The following is a 19,309-nucleotide window of genomic DNA, read 5'->3' as shown; positions in this document are numbered from 1 at the left end:
CCGATCAGACTCGCTTCAGATAACCTTCCGGCGCCACGCTGATCAGCAGCTTGTTGTCCATGCGCGCATCCACCTGGAACTCGGGATGGCTGCGCAGGTACTCGCGCACGGCCGATTTCGGACTATTCCCCTTGCCCCAGGGACGGCCGGCCTGCAACTCGTCGGGGGTGTCCTCCACCACGGTATCGAACACCACGCAGTAGCTGCCCGACGACACCAGCGGCGCATAGGCTTGCAGTTCCGCCAGCACATGATCGTGGGTGTGGTTGCTGTCCAGCGAAACCAGCACCCGCTTGCCCTGCGCTGCCTGTCGAACCTGCTCCACCACCTCGGGGGCGATGCTCGAGCCCTGGATCATGTCGATGCGCCGGGCCATCGGATGCGCTTCGATCGCCTCGCGGTTGTGTTGGCGTATATCGATGTCGATGCCCAGCACTCGCGCCTCGACTGGTCCGCCGCACGCCGCGTTGAGCTCCAGCAGCGAGGCGAACAGGATGAGCGACCCACCATGCGCGATACCGGTCTCGATGATCAGCTCCGGCTGCACGGCCCACACCAGCTCCTGCATGGCCACTATGTCCTGGGGATACTGAATGATCGGCCGGCCCAGCCAGCTGAAGTTGTAGGAGTAGCGGTACTTGCCGCCCGCCTCCAGCATCCAGTCCAGAGAGCGCGCCTTGAGCCCCTGGTCCTGGCCGACAGCCTCGATGTTGCGTTGCACTTCAGCTTGGAACTCGTCGTTTGCGCTCACTTTGTGTGCTCTCGCTCGATGATTTCGACCTTGTCGATGCGCCCACCAATCTGGGCGCCGATATAAAGGTTTTCCCATAATCGGGGTTCGTCGTAGCCGGCCCGACGCATGGCCGCAGCCGTCTCGTCGATATCGTAGGCCACCCGCTGCAGAGCGATCCGCGAGCCGTCGAAGACGGCGAATGCCGCGCGGGGATCGCCGTCGCGCGGCTGCCCGACCGACCCTGGATTGCAGTAGGTTTTCCCGCCCAGCACGCCCAGCACCTGGACGTGGGTATGCCCGGAAAAATAAAAGCGCCACGGACCGCTCAGCTTGTCCGGCGATACCCGATAAAGATATTGGTCACGCGGATCTTCCCAGCCGCCATGAACGAAGCAGGCGTCGCCTTCCTCGTACTGCGATCCGAGGCCGGCCAGCACCTTGATCTGGTCGCGACGGACCACACGAGTCTGGTGTTCGAGTAACGAAGAAACCAGCCGCGAGCGGGGGCAGCCGGTACCGTCGACCAGATAACCATCATGGTTGCCGAGCAATTGCACGGCGCCGCGCTGCACCAGCAGATCGATGCATTTCTCCGGCTCGGCGTAGTAGCCCGTCACGTCGCCGAGGGAAATCACTCGGGTACAGCCGAGGCGATCCGCCTCCGCCAGTACCGCGCACAGGGCCGGGAAATTGCCGTGAACATCCGATATCACTGCGATCATAGGTACTCGACGTGATCCTCGATGTAGCGCGCGCAGCGGGCGGCCCGCCAATCGGCCAGCGCCGGGCGCCGGCCGCGGCAGAAGAAGTCAATGCTCATGGCCGCCTCGTTGAAGCCGAGCGCCGCGCGCAACGACACCGACGCCGACAGGCGCGGATTGATTTCCAGAAGCCAGGCGCGACCGTCTGCCTTGCGAAATTGATAGTTGGTCGGCCCCACCGGTCGAAAATGCGCGGTAAGCGCTTCGCAGGCGCTCTCGATCAGCGGGTCGCCGGCAACGCTGCGGGCGCGCCACGTGGCGCCACCCGGGCCCAGAGTACGCTGCAGGATGGCGGGGCGACTGGAGCGGCCATCGCCGTAGCCGAACAGGCCAACTGTGTATTCCTCATCGGCAGTGCCGATCAGCCGCTGCAGCATGAAATTGTCGCCGTGCTTGCGCGCTTGGTAGTGCAGGTCCTCTTCATCCTCCACCAGGGCCTGGCCACGGCCACCGGAGCCTCGACGCGGCTTGCACAACAGAGGCGCAGGCCCGAGCTGCGCTAACGCTTGCTCCCAGTCGGTGGCGAGGCTGGAGGGAATCGCCGGCAGGCCGGCCTCGAGCAGCGCCTGGTGCAGGCTCCACTTGTCCCGCGCCAGGTTGATCAGGCGGCTGTCGTTGAGCGCCACGGCTACACCCGCCGCGGCGAACAGCTCACGACGCGTGTCGAAATGGAAAACGTCCTGCTCGATGCAGGGCAGTACCAGATCAATGGCTTCGCGCTCTAGCAACTCCAGCAGGAAACGGTCGAAGGCGGGGTCGGTCTCCAGCAGACTCGGCTTGGCCTGGAAGGCGTAGCAGGCGTGGCGCCCGAAGGCCTCGGGATCTCGGTCAAGACCGACGATCCGCACGCCGGACAGCCGACGCAAGGATTTCACAACGCCCTGGCCGATGATCGCGCCTACGCCCGTGACCAGTACGCTTATCTCCGCATCAGGCAACATCGAACACCTCGAAGCGGGCGGCGTAGCCGCCGTCGCGGATGCTACGCAAGCCCTCCGCCATCGACATGAATGTCACCCCCAGCGCCGCCACTTCGGGCGATGCGGGCGGGAAGTAGGCCGGCCAGAAAGGTGTTTTCTCCTGGGCAATTTCCACCCTCGCCCCGCCGCCGAACACGGCGCAGGCCTGATGGGCAATCTCGGCGTAACTTTCGTCTAGCGGATGACAGACATGCACAACGCCCTCCACTCCCGCTTCGGCGGCGGCGACCATGACTGCAACGGCGTCCCGCACATGCACGAAATTGCGCGGTGCATCGCCAGGCGGCAGGCGCAGCACTCGGCCGCTGCGGGCATAGCTGATGATGCGGCCGAACCAGCGTTGATGCCGTATACAGTCGCCACGCTCGTCGTACAGCTGGGCGAAGCGCAGGCTGACGAAGGCCCGACCGCTCAATGCGAGGCCCCAGGCCAGCACGCCCTCCGCGCGCGCCTTGGAAGCCCCATAGCTGCTGGCGAAGACCTCGCCCTCACGCCGCGCCGACGAGGTACTGCCGGCGTACACGATCTGCCGGCAACCGGCCGACCGTGCCAGCGCCAGGATCTGGTGAGCACCCAGCACGTTGACTCTGTCGTTCAGCCAAGCCCCTTCGGGCGAGTCGTCGCCGAAGGCCGCTGCACAGTGAAACAGCACGTCCGCCTCAATCTGCGGGAAGTCGGTGCGCAGGACCTCAGCACCCAGCTCTAGGGGAATCTCGCAGCCGGCTGAACGCCCCGCGCCGATGACCTGCCAACCCCGCGCGCGCAAATGCTCGCTCAACCGGCTGCCGAGCATCGAACTTGGGCCCACCACCAGCGCACGTGGCATCAGGCGGCCTGAGCTTCCATCAGCAAACCGACGCAGAGATCGGGGAAGTCCACACCCACCTCGCACATGGCCTGCAGGTTCTCCTCGAATTCCGGCATGGTCTGCATGTAGCCGAGCGGCAGGGGCTTGAGATAGATGCCTTCCTCCCAGCTGACCCGATAGCCCTCCGCCTGCAGCAGCGCCTTCAGGGTGTCACGACAGAACTGGCGCTGATGGCCGAGTGCGTGGTCGTTGGCATTCAGTTCATAGATGTCGTTGATCTTGCCCATGGCCAGCCCCAGACGCCGATTCAACGACTTGGCATTAGGCACGGCCACATAGAGCCGACCACCGGGGCGCAGGTTGTGGCGGAAACGGCGCAGGATCAGACCTGGGTCATCCACGTGCTCGAGGATGAAGCCCATCATCACCACATCGAACTGCTCCTGGCTATCGAAGTGCTCGAAATAACCCTCTACCAGCTCGATATTCAGTCCCGGGTAATTTTCCCGGAACAGGTCGATCACCACGGACGAACCCTCGAGTACCACATGCCGCTGAAAGTGACGATTGAAAAGCGCCGTGGTGTACCCATGTCCCAACCCCAGTTCCAGCAGCGAGCTGGGCGACAGCGCCTCGAGGCGACGCAGGATGCGCGGCGGATACCAGTTGAGGATCAGCTCGTTCTCCCTCGAGGTCACCGCACCGGGTTTGTACTGCGAAGTCACTTCGTTGAGCTTGCTCATGCCTGATTCCTTGCCGCCAACGCCTGGCTCCAGTGGATCACACCCGAATCAATATAATCTCGTCCGCCTCGCCCGCAGTTGGCCACCAGATCGAGCACCGTGACATAAGGCGTGAACGGTGGAAATTTCTGCGGATACTCGCGTTTGCGGTAATCCATGTAGCAAGCCTCGATGCTGGCCTGCTCGAGCGCCTCATGATCCAGGTAATTCAGCGCCCCCATGCCCGTCACGTAGCGATTGCCGCCCAGGTGCGCCACCAATCCCTGGATCAGCTCGCTCTTGCGCCCCTCTACCGCCAGTTGCGAGGAGCGGTGCAGGCGTTTGCCCTGCAGCAGGCCGAAATAATCCGCCACCACTTGCATGCCTTCGATGAGTAACTCGCAGAAGCCCAGATCGCGACGCAACAGCACGGCTTCGGCGAGGCCGAGCGCATCCTGCAGATGCGGCGTGCCGGCGAGCGCCAGCGCCAGGGTGCGCAGGTGCTTGTCGCGCCAGCCCGCCTCCTCGGCGCACTGCAGGTCGCAAATTCGCGCATCGCGGCTGTGCTGGCGCAGCGGTATGGTCAGCCAGGCGCTGCCATGGGGCGTTTTGTACTGCACCCGGTTGATGAATCCGCGGGCGAACTGCACATCGTCGAAGAACACGAAGTCATCAGCCAGCCGCCACTGCTCGAACATTCCCACCCAGGGGAAATACATTGGCTGGGAGATGACCACGGTGCTCACGGCCGCGCCTCCCGATACAGCGCCTCGACCACCGCGCAGACGCGGTCGATGTCGGCGTCACGCATGTCGTGGAAGCTAGGCAGATTGATAGCGCGCTCGGGAATGCTGGCGGAATGGCCGCCGGCAGCCGGTATGCGCCCCTGGAACATCGGCAACGCCGAAAGCGGATAGAAGAACACCCGTGCGTCGATATTATCCTCGGCAAAGCGCGCCAACAGGCGCTCACGAGTGATGCCGAGCGAGGGCTGGAAAACGACCGTGGGCATCCACGCGCCGATACGGATACCCTCCGGTTCGGGATTCAGGCTCAACCCTGCCAGCCCCCCGAGGCGCTCACGATAGGCGGCCATGATGGCCCGCTTGCGCTCGATCAGCTCATCGACACGTTCGGTCTGGGCACAGCCCAGCGCGGCCTGCAGGTTGGATATCTTGTATTTGAAACCGAGCAGGTCCGGCCAGAACTGGCGTGTTTGTCCTCGCACCCGACCATGGTTGGACAGCCCCAGCACATGCTCGAACAACTCGTCATCGTTGGTGACGAACATGCCGCCTTCGCCGGTGGTCATGGTCTTGGTGCCGTGGAAGGAGAACACACCGAAACGGCCCATGCTGCCGGCGCGGCGCCCATGCCATTCGGAACCGATGGCTTCCGCCGCGTCCTCGATGAGCGGAATACCGTGTCGTTCACCGATGGCCAGCAGCTCGTCCATCGCACAAAGATTGCCGTACAGGTGAACGGCGATGATCGCCCGGGTGCGCGGCGTGATAGCCGCCTCCACAGCGGTCGGATCCAAGCACCAGCTGTCCGGGCGGACGTCGACGAACACGGGGGTTGCACCCAGATGAACCGCCGGGGCCACTGAGGCGATCCAATTGGTGTCGGCGAGAATCACTTCGTCGCCTGGCCCGACGCCGAGCGCCGCCAATCCCATGTGCAAGGCGCCGGTGCAGCTGGAAGTAGCGATGGCGTGCTTCACTCCCAAGTGCTGCCGGAAAGCCGCCTCGAATCGCTCGATGTACTCGTAGCAACGCGGCCCCCAGCCGTTGCGGGCAGCATCCGTCACATATTGGACTTCCAGTTCGGAAATCGATGGCTGGGTGTACTGAATGCGCGGCTTCATTTCACCTCCAGCCTTGGTACGGCGGTGACAAAACGGCCACCCCACTGACGGATGCGCTCGTTCTGCGCCATGACCTCGTCGGCGATATTCCACGGCAGGATCAGCAGCAGCTCGGGGCGCACCTCGTCCAATGCCTGCGGCGGCCGGATAGGCACATGACTGCCCGGCAGGTATTTGCCCTGCTTCGACGGCGCCGCATCGAACACACAAGGCAACAGGTCGGGCTTGATGCCGGCGTAATTGAGGATGGTGTTGCCCTTGGCGGCCGCCCCATAAGCCGCGACCCGGCGCCCTGCGCGCTTTTGCTCCAGCAGGAAGCCGAGCAGATCATCTTTCAGCCGGTCCGCTCGCGCCTGAAAGCTCTGGTAAGTTGCAAGGTCGCGCAGCCCAGCCTGTTCTTCGGCCTGCAATATAGCGGCGACCGCCCCGGAAACCCCGCGGCTGTCGTCCGGGTGCGAAGCGTGGATGCGCAGGCTGCCGCCGTGGGTGCCCAACTCCTCGACGTCATGGATGCGCAGACCGGCCGCCTCCAGGATGCGCTGGGCGCTGTACAGCGACAGGTAGGAAAAATGCTCGTGGTAGACGGTATCGAACTGCACCAGCTCGATCAGCCGCAGCAGGTGCGGAAATTCCAGCGTCAGGGTGCCGTCCGGCTTTAGCGCCGCTTTCAATCCACGTGAGAAGTCGTTGATGTCCGGGACATGGGCAAATACGTTGTTGCCCAGCAGCAGGTCGGCCTGTCTGCCCTCCTCGGCCAATCGGTGGCCGAGGGCCTCGCCAAAGAACTCGCGCAGCACCGGAATGCCGAGGCATTCGGCGGCATCCGCGGTGCTGGCGGTGGGCTCGATGCCGAGACAGGGCACGCCGACCGCGACGAAGTTGCGCAGCAGGTAGCCATCGTTCGAGGCAACCTCGATCACCAGGCTGCCCGCCCCTAACGACAATGTTTCGCGCATGCACTCGGCGTAGCTGCGGGCATGCGCCAGCCAACTGCTGGAAGTAGAGGAAAAATAAGCGTAATCGGCATCGAAGAGCTCGCCGGCGTCAGCATAGTCCTCGGTCTGCACCAGCCAGCACCGCTCGCAGACCCACAGACGCAGCGGGTAGTAGCGCTCGGGCCGATGCAGATCCGCGTCCGTGAGATAGGCATTGGACGGCGGCGCATGGCCCAGGTCGAGGAAAGGATGCCGCAGCGGCGTCTCGCAGTGGCGACAGTTCATGGTGCCAGTCCGTTGAATTTCGGGGTGATCGGGGGATGTTGCCGGTCGCGTGTCGACAGGTCCTGCACCGGCAACGGCCACTCGATGGCAAGCGCGGGATCGTCATGCCGTACCCCGCCCTCGGCATCGGGACGGTAGAACGCAGTGTGCAGGTAGAGCAGCTCGCTGTCTTGCTCCAGCACCTGAAATCCGTGAGCGCAGCCTTCCGGAATCACCAGCATGCGCCGGTTCTCGGCACTCAGCTGTTCCGCGTGCCAGTGCAGGAAGGTCGGCGAGTCGCGGCGCAGGTCCACCGCTACATCCCAAACCTGGCCGCGAAGACAGCGCACCAGCTTCATTTCGGCGTGGGGGAAGTGCTGAAAATGCAGGCCCCGTACCGCCCCTACCTGACGGGTAATCGACTGGTTGACCTGTACGATGTGGCGCTCACCCAGCAGCGGCGCAAGCTCATCGGCGCAGAACAGACGGGTGAATGCGCCTCGCTCGTCGCGATAGGAGTCGCAGTCGACACGCATCAAGCCGTCGATGGGGGTCACGCTCACGGTCAGGCCCATGTGCACCCGGCCCGCCGCGCGGCGGTGGTGAACTCCCGCAATTGCTCGCGGGTACAGACCTCGCCCCGCTCATGGCTGCGGCGATACCAGTCGGCCGTCATCTGTAGCGCGGTGGTCAGCGGCCACACCGGAGTCCAACGCAGCTCGGCACGCGCCTTGGCGCTGTCCAGATAAAGCAGCCGCGCCTCATGCAGACCGTCTTCCGAGCCGAACTGCCAGTTCAGCGCTGGCCATTGCTCGCGCAATGCCTCAAGGATCTCGGCGACACTGCGATTGGCCTCCGTCGCCGGACCGAAATTCCAGGCTCCGGTGCAGGCGCGGTCGCCCTGGAGCAGGCGCTGACCCAGCAGCAGGTAGCCAGACAGACATTCGAGCACGTGCTGCCAGGGGCGGGTCGAGGACGGTGAACGAATCTGCAACGTTCGCCCGATCTGCACGGCGCGGACCAGATCGGGAATCAGCCGATCCTCCGCCCAGTCGCCGCCACCGATGACGTTACCGGCACGGGCGGTGACGAGCAGCGGGCCGGTCTGCTGCCAGAACGACTTGCGATAGCTGTCGCAGAGCAATTCGGTGGCGGCCTTGGAAGCGCTGTAGGGATCGTGCCCCGCCAGCTCATCGCACTCGCGGTAGCCCCACGGCCATTCCCGGTTGGCATAGACCTTGTCAGTCGTCACCACCACTATGGCGGCTACGCCGGGTGTCACGCGGCAGGCTTCCAGCACGTTGGCGGTACCGAGCACGTTGCTCGACCAAGCCTCCAGGGGCTCGCGATAGGAAGGCCGTACGAGTGACTGGGCGGCCAGATGAAAGACGATCTCCGGCCGGTATTCGGCCATAAGCCGCTGCAGCGCCGCGGCGTCGCGAATGTCGCCACGCAGATCGGTGGCCGCCAGACCCAACGCGTCCCAATGAGGCGCCTCACCGTCCACTTCTCGGGGAAGCGAGTAGCCAACCACCTCGGCACCCAGCTCGACCAGCCAGGCGGCCAGCCAGCTGCCTTTAAAGCCGGTATGCCCGGTTAGCAACACTCTGCGCCCCTGGTAGCACGCCGCGAACTGAGTCATTGCCAGACTTTCCAAGGCGCCTTGCCGGTGAGCCAGAGGTCGTTGAGCTGGTTCTTGTCACGCAGGGTATCCATCGCCTGCCAGAAACCACGGTGACGAAACGCCATGAGGTTGTCCTCCTCGGCGAGCTGCATCAGCGGCTCGCCTTCCCAACTGCTCTGGTCGCCATCGATATAGTCGATGACAGAAGGGTTGAGAACGAAGAAACCGCCGTTGATCCAGGAGCCGTCGCCAGCGGGCTTTTCCTGGAAGGCACCGACGCGGTCGCCATCCATATCCAGGGCGCCGTAACGGCCTGGTGGCTGGATGGCAGTCACGGTAGCCGGCTTGCCATGCGCTTTGTGGAAGTCGATGAGCCCGCAGATGTCGACATCCGCCACACCATCGCCATAGGTGAAGCAGAACGGCTCCTCACCCAAGTGCTCACGCACCCTGCGTAGCCGGCCACCGGTCAGGGTGTCCTCTCCGGTGTTGACCAGGGTTACCCGCCAGGGTTCGACGTAGCGTTGGTGGACTTCCATGGTGTTGCTCGACATGTCGAAGGTCACGTCGGACATGTGCAGGAAGTAGTTGGCGAAGTACTCCTTGATCACGTAGCCCTTGTAGCCGAGGCAGATCACGAAGTCCTGGATGCCGTGATGGGAATAGATCTTCATGATGTGCCAGAGGATCGGCTTGCCGCCGATCTCGATCATCGGCTTGGGTCTCAGGTGAGACTCCTCGCTGATACGCGTGCCCAACCCACCGGCAAGAATGACCGCCTTCATCGCTACTCCCTCGACCGCGGATACCCGACCAACCGTCAATTAGTCGACATTTTGTTGTCCGATATACAGGTATAGCAATAAGCAGGCCACGCATCTGCGTGGCCTGCTTGTCGAGCGAGGGCGGGAATCAGACCGGCGAGCGGCCGATGGAGTGGTAGCGCAGGCCGTAGCGGCGCATCACCTGAGGGTCATAGAGATTGCGGCCGTCGAACACGCGGGCGTCCCGCAGCTCCTGACGCAGCAGGTCGAAATCCGGCGCCTTGAAGCTCTGCCAGTCGGTCACCACCACCAGCGCATCGGCGCCGGCCAGCGCCTCTTCCTTGCTGTCGACCAGATGCAGGTCGTCGCGCTCGCCGTACAGGCGGCGGCATTCGGGCATCGCCTCGGGGTCGAACGCGCGAACTCGGGCGCCGGCCTGCCACAGCCCCTCCAGCAGCGCGCGGCTGGGCGCCTCGCGCATGTCGCCGGTGTTGGCCTTGAAGGCCAGGCCCCACAGGGCGAAGACGCGGCCGCGCAGATCCTCGCCGTAGCAGCTCTGGATGTTGGCGACCAGCTTGCGCTTCTGCCGCTCGTTCACCGACTCCACCGCCCGCAGGATGGCCGGCTCGTAGCCGACCCGCGAAGCCGACTCCTTGAGCGCGCGCACGTCCTTGGGGAAACAGGCGCCGCCGTAGCCGCAGCCCGGGTAGATGAAGTCGTAACCGATGCGCGGATCGGCGCCGATGCCCTTGCGCACCATCTCGATGTCCGCATCGAACAACTCGGCCAAGTTGGCCATTTCGTTCATGAAGGAGATCTTGGTGGCGAGGAAGGAGTTGGCCGCGTACTTGGTCAGCTCCGCGCTGCGCACGTCCATCAGGATGATCTTTTCCCGGTTGCGGTTGAACGGCGCGTACAGCTCCTGCAGCACCTGGACGCCACGATCGCTGTCGGCGCCGACGATGATGCGGTCCGGTCGCTGGCAGTCGGACACGGCGGCGCCCTGCTTGAGGAATTCCGGGTTGGCGACCACGTCGATCACCAAATCCTCGCGGCCGCGGGCCTGCAGCGCGGCGCCGATGCGACGCTTGATCTCGTCGGCGGTGCCCACCGGCACGGTGGACTTGCTGATCACCACCTTGTCACGAGACATGTGTTGGCCGATGGCCTCGGCCACTTCGTAGACATACCGCAGATCGGCCATGCCCTGGGCATCCGGCGGCGTGCCCACGGCGATGAAATGGATGTCCGCATGCTCGACGGCATCGACGACCCGGGTGGTGAAGTGCAGGCGCCCCTCGGCGGCATTGCTGTTGACCAGCCCTTCCAGGCCGGGCTCGTAGATCGGCATCACGCCGCGCTTGAGCGACTCGACCTTTTCCGCATCGACGTCCACGCAGAGCACATCGTGGCCGACATTCGCCAGCACCGCCGCCTGCACCAGCCCCACATAACCCGCACCGAATACCGATATCTTCATGACCTACCTGTCTGAACGAGCGCTCGCCTCGAGGCTAGCGCACGGGTCTTACAACTTGTTGAACAGGCTCAGCGAGGAAATCCGCACGAAGCTCTGCTGCGCCGCTTCCAGCACCACCGACTGCAGCGACAGGCGCGACAGGGCCTCGGCGTAGTCGAGATCTTCTAGATCCGAGCGGATGCTGGCATTGATCAGCGACAGGTCTTCGTTGCTGGTGATGGTCGAGTCCACCACGTTGAGGCGCGCGCCGATCTCGCCGCGCGCCTTGAGCACCGAGGACTGGCCGTTTTCCAGATTGGTCAGCGCCGCCGCCACCGCATCGCGGATTTCCAGGCCGCCGGTTGGCGAGTCGGAGCCGTTTTCCAGCGCCTCACGCAGGGCTACCACGGTGTTGAGGATGCTCTGTTTCTCGGTGGCCGCACCCGCCGTCAGGTCGAAGCTGTCACCACCCGCGGGCAGGCTGTCGAAGCGCAGGCTGAGGCCGAAGGCATCGGCCGTCAGCGGCAGCGTGCCGCTCACGTTTTGCGTGGCGCCGGAGGGCAAGGTCAGATCGAAGCTGGCAGGCGGACCGGCTACCACATTGCTCACGCCGAGCGTGGCGGTACCGCCGCCGCTGGCGGCCTGCCAGGCGCCCAGGTCGGAAATGGCCACGGCGCCCAGCGCGGTGCTGGTGGACTGCACGTCCACCGACTGGCGCCCGGGCACGATGGAAAAGCGCTCGCCGGTGGCCTTCGGCGTCGGCGCCGGCTCGCCATCGATGTGGAAGCTCATGCCGCCGACCACCACGCGGTCGCCCTCGTCCGGGTCGTTGTCGAGGGTACCGGTCTGCAACGGCGCAGCCGCGCCGTCCCACGGATAGGCGTAGACCGAGTAGCTGTTGCGGTCGTTGGTGTCGAACACCACCTCAACGCCGCCGGTGGGGTTGTTGCGCAGGAAGGCGTTGTAGGCCACCTCATCGGTGACGATGGCCTCGCCGATGCCCAGGGTCGAGCCCGGCACGGTCTGCGCGTTGGTCAGCAGGCGCGACGCGTTGGCCACGTTATCGAAGATCGCCTTGCCGTTGTCGGTGATGGCCACACTCTGAGAGCCGGCAATCTGCACCGAACGCTGGCCCTCGTCGCCGACGTAGCTATAGGTGCCGTCGGCGTTGCGCATGTAGGGCTGGGTCTTGCCTTGGAAGCCGCCGAACAGGTATTCGCCACGGGCGTTCTTGCTGTTCATCAGGTTGAACAGCTCCTTCTCCCGCTCGTCCAGCTCGGCGGCCAAGGACTCGCGGTCCTCCTGGCTGAGGGCACCGTTGCCCGCCTCGGTGGCGATTTCCTGGATGCGTCCCATCGAGTTGCCGATGGCCTGCAGGATGCTTTCTTCCTGGGTCAGGCTGTTGGTGGCGGCGGTGAGGTTGGAGCTGTACTGATCCAGCGCGGACTGTTCCTTGGCCAGCTGAAGCAGGCGCACCGAGGCGACCGGATCGTCCGCCGGCGTGAGAATCTTGCTGCCCGAGCTGATCTGCTGCTGGGTGCGGGTGATGTTCTCGTAGTTACGCTGGATGCCACCGACGCCGCTGTTGAATGCCTGGATCGTGGAAATACGCATGGCCAATTACCCAATTGAACTGATTAGGGTATCGAACAAAGATCGCGCAACTTGAATCACCTGCGCCGACGCGTTGTAGTACTGCTCGAACTGGATCAGCTTGGCCGCCTCCTCGTCGAGGTTCACGGCCGAGAGTGAATCGCGGTTGTTCTGCGCCTGAGTCAGCAGCGCGGTGGTCGCCTCGCTGTCGACACGCGCCTGCGCGGTCAGGGTACCGACGCGCTCGACCAAATCCCCGTAACCGTCGCTGAAGGATACGCCGGTGTTGGCAATCGGATCGCCGGCGCCGTCGTAGCTGACGCCCACGGTGGCCTTGTTCTGCAGGTCGACCAGCTTCAGGCCGTTGCGGTTGTCCGACACGCCGCTCTGGTTGTAGGCCAGGTTGAAGGTGTCGCCGGACTGCGGCACCCCGCTGACGGTGAAGTCGTAAGTGTAGGAGTTGCCGGTCACGGCGTCGGTGTACTCCAGACGCACGGTGTTGTTCTGCCCCGAAGTCAGGCCGGTGGTCGACGGCGACACGTAGGACAGCGTGGCGCCTGCCGGCAGGTTGCTGGTGTCGAACGTGCCGGTGGTGCCATCGAAGGTCAGCGTACGACCGCTGGTGCCGAACAGGCGGCCGAGGTCGGCGGTATCGATGGGCGACGGCCCCTCGACCAGCTCCGGCTGGCCGATAGCGCCGGTGCCGCGGTTCTGGGTAGCGGCCGTGGCCCGCGCCGAGGCGGCGAACGCCAACTGCTCAGGCTGGTCCAGGGTCTTCTCGATGCCGGCGGCGCCGCGCCGGGTGGGCATGATGGTGTAGGCGGTCGCGGTGGGCGGCGAGGCGAAACTGACCTCGAAACCTTCGTCGCCGATCAGATAAGGATCGGCGGCGGTACCCGTGCCGGTCACGGCCAGGGTGGCGTTATCGTTCAGCCGGCGCGCCGTCGGCGGCGTGGTGCTGAGGTCCAGGCGGTAGTCGCTGGTGGTCAGCTTGCTGGTGTCGCTGATCGCCACATCGGCGCCGGTGGGGAAGCTGCGCAGGGCCTGCAGGTCCGGCGAGTTGATGTCCTTGAACAGGCCCGTGCCGACGTTGCCGGCCAGGTCGATGCCCTGCCCCAGCTGGTCGTTGACCTGCTCGCTGACGGACAGCGCCAGCCGGCCGATGGAGTTGAAGGTCGGGTCCAGCACCTCGTCGCGGTAGCGCAACAGGCCGCCCAGCTCGCCGCCGGTGACCTGGTTGGTGATGCTCTGTCGCGAGCCGCCGGAAATGAACTCCACCTGCGTGCGGGTCGGGTCATTGGTGCTGGGCGTGATGGCGATACTGTTGGCTTGTTTGCCCACTACCAGCGGCTGGCCGGTGCCGATGAACACATTCTTCGCGCCGTCCTGGTCGGTGACCTGCACGCCGATCAGCTCGGAGAGCTCGCGGATCGCCTCGTCACGGGCGTCCAGCAGATCGTTGGGCTCGGCGCCATTGCCGCGGGCGGCAGCGATGGAATCGTTATAGCCGGCGATGCTGGCCGACAGGCGGTTGACCTGGTCGGCAATCGAACCCATTTGCTTGTTGATGAACTGGTTCTGCTGGTCGATGCGCTCGTACACGGTGTTGAAGCGCTTGGCCAGGCCCTCGGCCTCGGACAGCACCAGCTGCCGGGCGGGAATGTCGGACGGCGATTCGACCGCCGCCTGCAGCGCCGAGAAAAACGATTCCAGCCCCGGGCTGATGCCGGTCACGGTGCCGGCGAGCAGCGAGTCGAGCTGGTCGATCTGGGTCTTGTAGGCCTCCACGTCGCTGGCCACCACGGTGTTGTTGCGCACCTGGGCGGTGAGAAATTCGCTGGCCAGGCGGCGCACGTCCTGCACCGTGGCACCGGAGCCGATGTAGCCAAAGCCGTTGTACTGCGGCGTGCGGGTGCCCTGCACCGTCTCCTGGCGCGAATAGCCGGGCGTGTTGACGTTGCTGATGTTGTGCCCGGTAACGGTCAGGGAGGTCTGGCTGGTGCGCAGCCCGGACAACCCGATACCCAGTAAATCGGCCATGACTCATCAGCTCCTTGTGGTGTTGGCTTCGGCAGAGGCGACGGTCTGGTAGGTCTGCATCTGGCGGGCTATCTGGGAAATCTTGCGGGCGTACTGCGGGTCGGTGGCGTAACCGGCCTCCTGCAGCTCGCGGACGAAATGCTCGGGGTTGTCGGTGGAGGCCAGCGCCTCCTCGTAGCGGCCGTTGCCCTGCAGGAAGTTCACGTAGTCGTTGAAGCTCTGCTGGTACGAGTCGTAGGTACGGAACGATGCCGCCTCCTTGACCGCCTCGCCGCCCTTGTATTCGGTGGTCAGCACCCGCGCCGAATCGCCCTGCCAACCGCCATGGGCCTTGATGCCAAACAGGTTGTGGCTGCTGCTACCGTCGGACTGGCGGATGATCGACTTGCCCCAGCCGGTTTCCAGCGCGGCCTGGGCCACCAGGTAGCGGGCGTCGACGCCGATCTGCCGCGCGGCCTCCTCGGCCATCGGCAGCATGGTCTCGACGAATTCTGCGGCCGAGGCGAACGCGGACTTGCCCGTGGCAAGCGGCGGCTGGGCCATGCGGCGCCCGCTGATCGCATCACTGTCGCTTAGAGCCAGCGGCTTGCCGCCCTCGACCTTGCGGGCGCCGTCGGATATCCAGTCGCTGCCTGCCACCGCTTCGCCCTCGGCCACGCCATTGGCGGGCACGATGCCGGCCAGCAGCCGGTCGGTGAGCCGCGGTGGCAGGGTCAGGCGGCGCTGGGCCAGCAGCTTGGAATCGTCGCGACCAGGATTCGGTTCTGGGCTGGCGGCGGCTTTGAACGCACCCGGACGCGGGACGGCAGCATCGTTGCTGGCCACGGCGGCCATCTGCGGGAAGGGATTGGTCCGATGGTCGCCGCCCTTCATTTTGCTCAGCTGACGCTCCAGCACATTGGCCAGACCGATGCCATTGGCACTCTTGGACATGGTCACGGCCAGCTGCTGGTCGTACATGTCCTGGTAGGTCTTGCTGGCGTTGCTGTTCATGAAGTTGTCTTCGCCGAAGACCTCGTTGGCCTTGCGCATTGCCTTCATCATTTCATTGACGAAGACCGACTCGAACTCCTGCGCCACCTTCTTGATGTTGCTGTCGCTGTCGCCGCCGACCTTGAACTGGCTGAGCCGGGTCAGGTCGGTGTAGGCGCCGCTGTCGAAGTGCTTGCCACGGGACAGGCCGGCCGGGACGTTGATATCCATGGGCTGCCTCCTCAGATCACGATCAGGTCGGCCTGGAGCGCACCGGCCTGCTTGAGGGCTTCCAGGATGGCCATCAGGTCGGACGGCGCCGCGCCCACCTGGTTGACCGCCCTGACGATTTCGTCGAGCGTGGTGCCGGGGCCGAACTTGAACATCGGCTTGGCCTCCTCCGCCGCGTCCACGCGCGAGCGCGGCACCACCGCGGTCTGGCCGCCGGACAGCGCGTTGGGCTGGCTGACGATGGGGTCTTCGGTGATGGTCACCGTCAGGCTGCCGTGGGTCACCGCGGCCGGCTGCACCTTAACGTTCTGACCGATGACAATGGTGCCGGTTCGGGAATTGATGATGACTTTCGCCGCCGCCTGCCCTGCTTCGATCTCGATGTTCTCCAGCACCGCCAGATAATCGACGCGCTGGTTCGGGTCCAGCGGCGCGCTGACGCGGATCGAGCCACCGTCCAACGCCTGGGCCACGCCCGGGCCGAGCAGGCCGTTGATCTGGTCGACGATATTCTTGGCCGTGGTGAAGTCCGGGCGATTGAGATTGAGCGTCAGGGTGTTGCCCTGATCGAAGCCACTCGGCACGGGCCGCTCGACGGTGGCGCCGCCGGGGATACGTCCGGCCGACGGCACGTTGACGGTGATGCGCGAGCCGTCGCCACCGGTGGCGTCGAAGCCGCCGACCACCAGGTTGCCCTGGGCGATACCGTAGACATTGCCATCGATGCCCTTCAGCGGGGTCATCAGCAGGCTGCCGCCGCGCAGGCTCTTGGCGTTGCCGATGGAGGAAATGGTCACGTCCAGGGTCTGGCCGGGTTTGGAAAAAGCCGGCAACTCGGCATGTACGGAGACCGCCGCGACGTTCTTCAGCTGCACGTTGCCGCCGCCGACCGGCACCTTGATGCCGAATTGCGCCAGCATGTTGTTGAAGGTCTGCAGGGTGAACGGCGTCTGGGTGGTCTGGTCGCCCGTGCCGTTGAGGCCGACCACCAGGCCGTAACCGATCAGTTGGTTGCTCCGCACACCCTGGATGCTGGCCAGATCCTTCAGGCGCTCGGCCTGAGCCACGCCCGTGGCGAGCAGCAGGCAGAAGACGGATATCAGTCGTTTCATGCTCGGTTACCTGCTCAGAACGGGAACAACGGGCTCATGAAGAACCGATCGAACCAGCCCGGCTGACTGGCATCGGCGAAGGCGCCGGTGCCGGAATAGGTGATGCGCGCATTGGCCACACGGGTCGAGGACACGGTGTTGTCGGTGGCGATGTCGTCCGCACGGACCATGCCGGCAATGCGCACCAGCTCGTCGCCGGTGTTCAGGGTCAGCCACTTCTCGCCGCGCACGGCGAGAATGCCGTTGGGCAGCACTTCGGCCACGGTCACGGTGATCGAGCCGGTCAGGCTGTTGCTCTGGTCTGCCGCGCTGTCACCCTCGGTGGCGCGGGTGCCGCGGTAGCCCACGTCCAGGCTGAGGTCGTCGGCCCTAAGCGGATTGAGGCTGGAATTCGGATTGTTCAGGGACACACCGCCTCCGAACAGCGAGGTCAGGCCCAGGTTGGCGCTGCTGTCCTTGGACATATTGGAGCCCGCCGACTTGCTCGCCTGGGTGCGCTCGCTCAGGGAGATGGTGATGATGTCGCCGACCCGGTAGGCCTTGCGATCCCCATACAGATTGTTCTCGAAGCCGGCCTGGTAGATAGCACCGTTGGTCTGGGCGGCGGGCAGCGGCGTGCGCGGCAGCACCGGTGCGTAATAGGGGTCATCCGGCTTCGGTGGCGGGGAGACGCATCCACTCAGAGCCGCGCATCCCAGCAGGCAAACAATCATCATCGGCCGGTTCATAACCTGGTACCTCACAGCGCGACGCCGACGGAGCCGGCGCCTATGGATCAAAGATTCTGGGTAACGAAGGACAGCATCTGGTCGGCGGTGGAGATGACCTTGGAGTTCATCTCGTAGGCACGCTGGGTGGTGATCATGTTCACCAGCTCCTCGACCACGCTGACGTTGGAGTTTTCCAGGGTGTTCTGCAGCACCTGACCGAGGCCGGTGAGGCCCGGCGTGCCGACCTGCGGCGCGCCACTGGACGCGGTTTCCAGGAACAGGTTGCCGCCGATGGCCTGCAGGCCGGCCGGGTTGATGAAGTCGGCGGTCTGGATGTTGCCTATCACCTGCGGCGTCGGGTTGCCGAAGGTGGTTATCGACGCGGTGCCGTCCTCGCCGACCATGAAGGTCTGCACCTCCGGTGGCAGCACGATGGCCGGCTCCAGCGGATAGCCCTGATCGGTGACCACCTGACCGTCCGAATTGAGGTGGAAGCTGCCGTCGCGGGTGTAGGACACGGTGCCGTCGGGCATCAGGATCTGGAAGAAGCCCCGGCCGTTGATGGCGATGTCCAGCGGCTGCTCGGTGGTCTGCAGGCTACCCTGGGTGAAGATCTTCTGGGTGCCGGCGATGCGCACACCGGTACCCAGCTGCAGGCCGGTGGGCAGCTCGCTGTCCTGGGTGGACTGGGCGCCGGGCTGTTTGCGGATCTGGTACAGCAGGTCCTGGAACTCGGCACGGTCGCGCTTGAAGCCGGTGGTCGAAACGTTCGCCAGGTTGTTGGAGATGGTGGTCAGGTTCATGTCCTGGGCGGACAGACCGGTTTTACTGACCCAAAGTGCCGGAAGCATAAGTGTTCTCCTGAAGCGTCGACGTCGTGACGCTGCTACGGGTGATTAGCTGGACTGCAGGACTCTTGCCGCCGCAGTCGCGTCTTCTTCGGCGGTGCGCATCATCTTCACGTGCAGTTCGAATTGCCGAGACAGCGAGAGAATGGCCGTCATCTCTTCAACGGCGTTCACGTTGCTGGCTTCCAGGAAGCCGGAGACCACTCGCACGTTGGCGTCCGGCGCCAGCGGCTCGGTCTGATCTTTGACACGGATCATGCCGTCGAGGCCCTTTTCAAGGGTGCTCGGATCGGGATTGACCAGCTTGATGCGATCCACTTCGGCCATCACGTTCGGCGCTTCGCCAAGGGCACGGATGCTGATGGTGCCGTCGGCGCCGATTTCCACCTTCTGTTCGGGCGGCACGGCGATCGGCCCGCCATTGCCGAGCACCGGCAAGCCGCTGCCGGTACGCAGGATGCCGAGGGCGTCGATCTGCATGGCGGCGGTACGTACATACGCCTCGCTACCGTCCGCCGCCTGCACGGCGACCCAGCCCTGGCCCTCGACGGCCACATCCAGGTCGTTGCCGGTTTCCTGCAGCGTTCCCGCCGTGAAATCGGTGCCCGGACGCTCGCTCATGGCGTACACGCGCGCCGGAAAGTGATCGCCGAATACAGGCATCGAGCGAGCCTGCTCGAAGTCACGCTTGAAACCGGTCGTCGAAACATTCGCCAGATTGTTGGCATGGGCGCGCATGGCCAGCGTGTTCTCTTTGGCGCCCGTCATGGAGACGTACAGCATCTTGTCCATGGTGTTCTCCGCTGGGACATTGACGCCCCGAGTGCTATTGGCAGGTATTCAGCAATCCCTGTGCCAACGCCGCGAAAAACCCATAAGACACTGA

19 protein-coding genes are annotated in these 19,309 nt (G+C 64.6%); all 19 read right to left on the bottom strand.

The features are described 5' to 3' along the window. Nucleotides 1-4: 4 nt before the first annotated feature. The gene (locus tag NF616_RS09945) at nucleotides 5-751 is read right to left on the bottom strand and encodes a cephalosporin hydroxylase family protein (protein WP_252273083.1); all 747 of its coding nucleotides are present in this window, start codon (nucleotides 749-751) and stop codon (nucleotides 5-7) included. After that, nucleotides 748-1,455: a metallophosphoesterase family protein gene (locus NF616_RS09940; RefSeq protein ID WP_252273082.1), complete on the bottom strand. Its 708-nt coding sequence runs from the start codon at nucleotides 1,453-1,455 to the stop codon at nucleotides 748-750. The genes NF616_RS09945 and NF616_RS09940 overlap by 4 nt, the downstream gene beginning before the upstream one ends. Continuing rightward, nucleotides 1,452-2,435: an ATP-grasp domain-containing protein gene (locus tag NF616_RS09935; protein ID WP_252273081.1), complete on the bottom strand. Its 984-nt coding sequence runs from the start codon at nucleotides 2,433-2,435 to the stop codon at nucleotides 1,452-1,454. The genes NF616_RS09940 and NF616_RS09935 overlap by 4 nt, the downstream gene beginning before the upstream one ends. Then, entirely contained in the window at nucleotides 2,425-3,300 is an 876-nt protein-coding gene (locus NF616_RS09930) for an NAD-dependent epimerase/dehydratase family protein (protein ID WP_252273080.1), read from the bottom strand. The genes NF616_RS09935 and NF616_RS09930 overlap by 11 nt, the downstream gene beginning before the upstream one ends. Then, nucleotides 3,300-4,025 carry a class I SAM-dependent methyltransferase gene (locus NF616_RS09925; protein WP_252273079.1) on the bottom strand — a complete coding sequence of 242 codons (726 nt, stop codon included), beginning with the start codon at nucleotides 4,023-4,025 and terminating at the stop codon, nucleotides 3,300-3,302. Before NF616_RS09925 ends, NF616_RS09930 begins: the two co-directional genes overlap by 1 nt. Next, nucleotides 4,022-4,750: a WbqC family protein gene (locus NF616_RS09920; protein WP_252273078.1), complete on the bottom strand. Its 729-nt coding sequence runs from the start codon at nucleotides 4,748-4,750 to the stop codon at nucleotides 4,022-4,024. Before NF616_RS09920 ends, NF616_RS09925 begins: the two co-directional genes overlap by 4 nt. After that, entirely contained in the window at nucleotides 4,747-5,871 is a 1,125-nt protein-coding gene (locus NF616_RS09915) for a DegT/DnrJ/EryC1/StrS family aminotransferase (protein WP_252273077.1), read from the bottom strand. The genes NF616_RS09920 and NF616_RS09915 overlap by 4 nt, the downstream gene beginning before the upstream one ends. Continuing rightward, nucleotides 5,868-7,091: a class I SAM-dependent methyltransferase gene (locus NF616_RS09910; protein WP_252273076.1), complete on the bottom strand. Its 1,224-nt coding sequence runs from the start codon at nucleotides 7,089-7,091 to the stop codon at nucleotides 5,868-5,870. The genes NF616_RS09915 and NF616_RS09910 overlap by 4 nt, the downstream gene beginning before the upstream one ends. Next, complete coding sequence (gene rfbC, locus NF616_RS09905; RefSeq protein ID WP_252273075.1) at nucleotides 7,088-7,645, bottom strand: dTDP-4-dehydrorhamnose 3,5-epimerase; 558 nt, start codon at nucleotides 7,643-7,645, stop codon at nucleotides 7,088-7,090. Before rfbC ends, NF616_RS09910 begins: the two co-directional genes overlap by 4 nt. Next, nucleotides 7,636-8,712 (bottom strand): CDP-glucose 4,6-dehydratase, encoded by a 1,077-nt coding sequence (gene rfbG, locus NF616_RS09900; RefSeq protein WP_252273074.1) that lies wholly within the window; start codon nucleotides 8,710-8,712, stop codon nucleotides 7,636-7,638. Before rfbG ends, rfbC begins: the two co-directional genes overlap by 10 nt. Further along, nucleotides 8,709-9,479: a glucose-1-phosphate cytidylyltransferase gene (gene rfbF / locus NF616_RS09895; protein ID WP_252273073.1), complete on the bottom strand. Its 771-nt coding sequence runs from the start codon at nucleotides 9,477-9,479 to the stop codon at nucleotides 8,709-8,711. Before rfbF ends, rfbG begins: the two co-directional genes overlap by 4 nt. Nucleotides 9,480-9,606: 127 nt before the next feature. Beyond that, a complete protein-coding gene (locus NF616_RS09890; RefSeq protein WP_252273072.1) occupies nucleotides 9,607-10,938 on the bottom strand; it encodes a UDP-glucose dehydrogenase family protein in 1,332 nt (443 codons plus the stop codon). 48 nt (nucleotides 10,939-10,986) lie between these two features. Beyond that, nucleotides 10,987-12,531, bottom strand: coding sequence for a flagellar hook-associated protein FlgL (gene flgL / locus NF616_RS09885; protein ID WP_252273071.1), 1,545 nt, complete (start codon nucleotides 12,529-12,531; stop codon nucleotides 10,987-10,989). Nucleotides 12,532-12,537: 6 nt separating this feature from the next. Continuing rightward, nucleotides 12,538-14,550 carry a flagellar hook-associated protein FlgK gene (gene flgK / locus NF616_RS09880; RefSeq protein WP_252273070.1) on the bottom strand — a complete coding sequence of 671 codons (2,013 nt, stop codon included), beginning with the start codon at nucleotides 14,548-14,550 and terminating at the stop codon, nucleotides 12,538-12,540. A gap of 6 nt (nucleotides 14,551-14,556) precedes the next feature. Continuing rightward, nucleotides 14,557-15,753 carry a flagellar assembly peptidoglycan hydrolase FlgJ gene (flgJ, locus tag NF616_RS09875; protein WP_252273069.1) on the bottom strand — a complete coding sequence of 399 codons (1,197 nt, stop codon included), beginning with the start codon at nucleotides 15,751-15,753 and terminating at the stop codon, nucleotides 14,557-14,559. Nucleotides 15,754-15,764: 11 nt separating this feature from the next. Further along, entirely contained in the window at nucleotides 15,765-16,865 is a 1,101-nt protein-coding gene (locus tag NF616_RS09870) for a flagellar basal body P-ring protein FlgI (protein WP_252273068.1), read from the bottom strand. 14 nt (nucleotides 16,866-16,879) lie between these two features. Further along, the gene (flgH, locus tag NF616_RS09865) at nucleotides 16,880-17,593 is read right to left on the bottom strand and encodes a flagellar basal body L-ring protein FlgH (RefSeq protein ID WP_252273067.1); all 714 of its coding nucleotides are present in this window, start codon (nucleotides 17,591-17,593) and stop codon (nucleotides 16,880-16,882) included. 47 nt (nucleotides 17,594-17,640) lie between these two features. Then, a complete protein-coding gene (gene flgG, locus NF616_RS09860) occupies nucleotides 17,641-18,426 on the bottom strand; it encodes a flagellar basal-body rod protein FlgG (protein ID WP_252273066.1) in 786 nt (261 codons plus the stop codon). 45 nt (nucleotides 18,427-18,471) lie between these two features. After that, nucleotides 18,472-19,215, bottom strand: a complete 744-nt coding sequence (locus tag NF616_RS09855) for a flagellar basal body rod protein FlgF (protein ID WP_252273065.1) — start codon at nucleotides 19,213-19,215, stop codon at nucleotides 18,472-18,474. Between the last annotated feature and the right edge of the window lie 94 nt (nucleotides 19,216-19,309).

Source organism: Pseudomonas subflava, assembly GCF_023823685.1.
GTDB lineage: Bacteria > Pseudomonadota > Gammaproteobacteria > Pseudomonadales > Pseudomonadaceae > Aquipseudomonas > Aquipseudomonas subflava.
The sequence above is the reverse complement of the archived record's forward strand: the minus strand, read 5'-3'. Positions and strand labels throughout refer to the sequence as shown.

Excerpts from the sequence above, each read along its gene's own strand:
- NF616_RS09940 (WP_252273082.1), bottom strand. The coding sequence starts at position 1,455 with ATGATCGCAGTGATATCGGATGTTCACGGCAATTTCCCGGCCCTGTGC.
- NF616_RS09935 (WP_252273081.1), bottom strand. The coding sequence starts at position 2,435 with ATGTTGCCTGATGCGGAGATAAGCGTACTGGTCACGGGCGTAGGCGCG.
- NF616_RS09930 (WP_252273080.1), bottom strand. The coding sequence starts at position 3,300 with ATGCCACGTGCGCTGGTGGTGGGCCCAAGTTCGATGCTCGGCAGCCGG.
- NF616_RS09925 (WP_252273079.1), bottom strand. The coding sequence starts at position 4,025 with ATGAGCAAGCTCAACGAAGTGACTTCGCAGTACAAACCCGGTGCGGTG.
- NF616_RS09915 (WP_252273077.1), bottom strand. The coding sequence starts at position 5,871 with ATGAAGCCGCGCATTCAGTACACCCAGCCATCGATTTCCGAACTGGAA.
- NF616_RS09910 (WP_252273076.1), bottom strand. The coding sequence starts at position 7,091 with ATGAACTGTCGCCACTGCGAGACGCCGCTGCGGCATCCTTTCCTCGAC.
- rfbC (WP_252273075.1), bottom strand. The coding sequence starts at position 7,645 with ATGGGCCTGACCGTGAGCGTGACCCCCATCGACGGCTTGATGCGTGTC.
- rfbG (WP_252273074.1), bottom strand. The coding sequence starts at position 8,712 with ATGACTCAGTTCGCGGCGTGCTACCAGGGGCGCAGAGTGTTGCTAACC.
- rfbF (WP_252273073.1), bottom strand. The coding sequence starts at position 9,479 with ATGAAGGCGGTCATTCTTGCCGGTGGGTTGGGCACGCGTATCAGCGAG.
- NF616_RS09890 (WP_252273072.1), bottom strand. The coding sequence starts at position 10,938 with ATGAAGATATCGGTATTCGGTGCGGGTTATGTGGGGCTGGTGCAGGCG.
- flgL (WP_252273071.1), bottom strand. The coding sequence starts at position 12,531 with ATGCGTATTTCCACGATCCAGGCATTCAACAGCGGCGTCGGTGGCATC.
- flgK (WP_252273070.1), bottom strand. The coding sequence starts at position 14,550 with ATGGCCGATTTACTGGGTATCGGGTTGTCCGGGCTGCGCACCAGCCAG.
- flgJ (WP_252273069.1), bottom strand. The coding sequence starts at position 15,753 with ATGGATATCAACGTCCCGGCCGGCCTGTCCCGTGGCAAGCACTTCGAC.
- NF616_RS09870 (WP_252273068.1), bottom strand. The coding sequence starts at position 16,865 with ATGAAACGACTGATATCCGTCTTCTGCCTGCTGCTCGCCACGGGCGTG.
- flgH (WP_252273067.1), bottom strand. The coding sequence starts at position 17,593 with ATGAACCGGCCGATGATGATTGTTTGCCTGCTGGGATGCGCGGCTCTG.
- flgG (WP_252273066.1), bottom strand. The coding sequence starts at position 18,426 with ATGCTTCCGGCACTTTGGGTCAGTAAAACCGGTCTGTCCGCCCAGGAC.
- NF616_RS09855 (WP_252273065.1), bottom strand. The coding sequence starts at position 19,215 with ATGGACAAGATGCTGTACGTCTCCATGACGGGCGCCAAAGAGAACACG.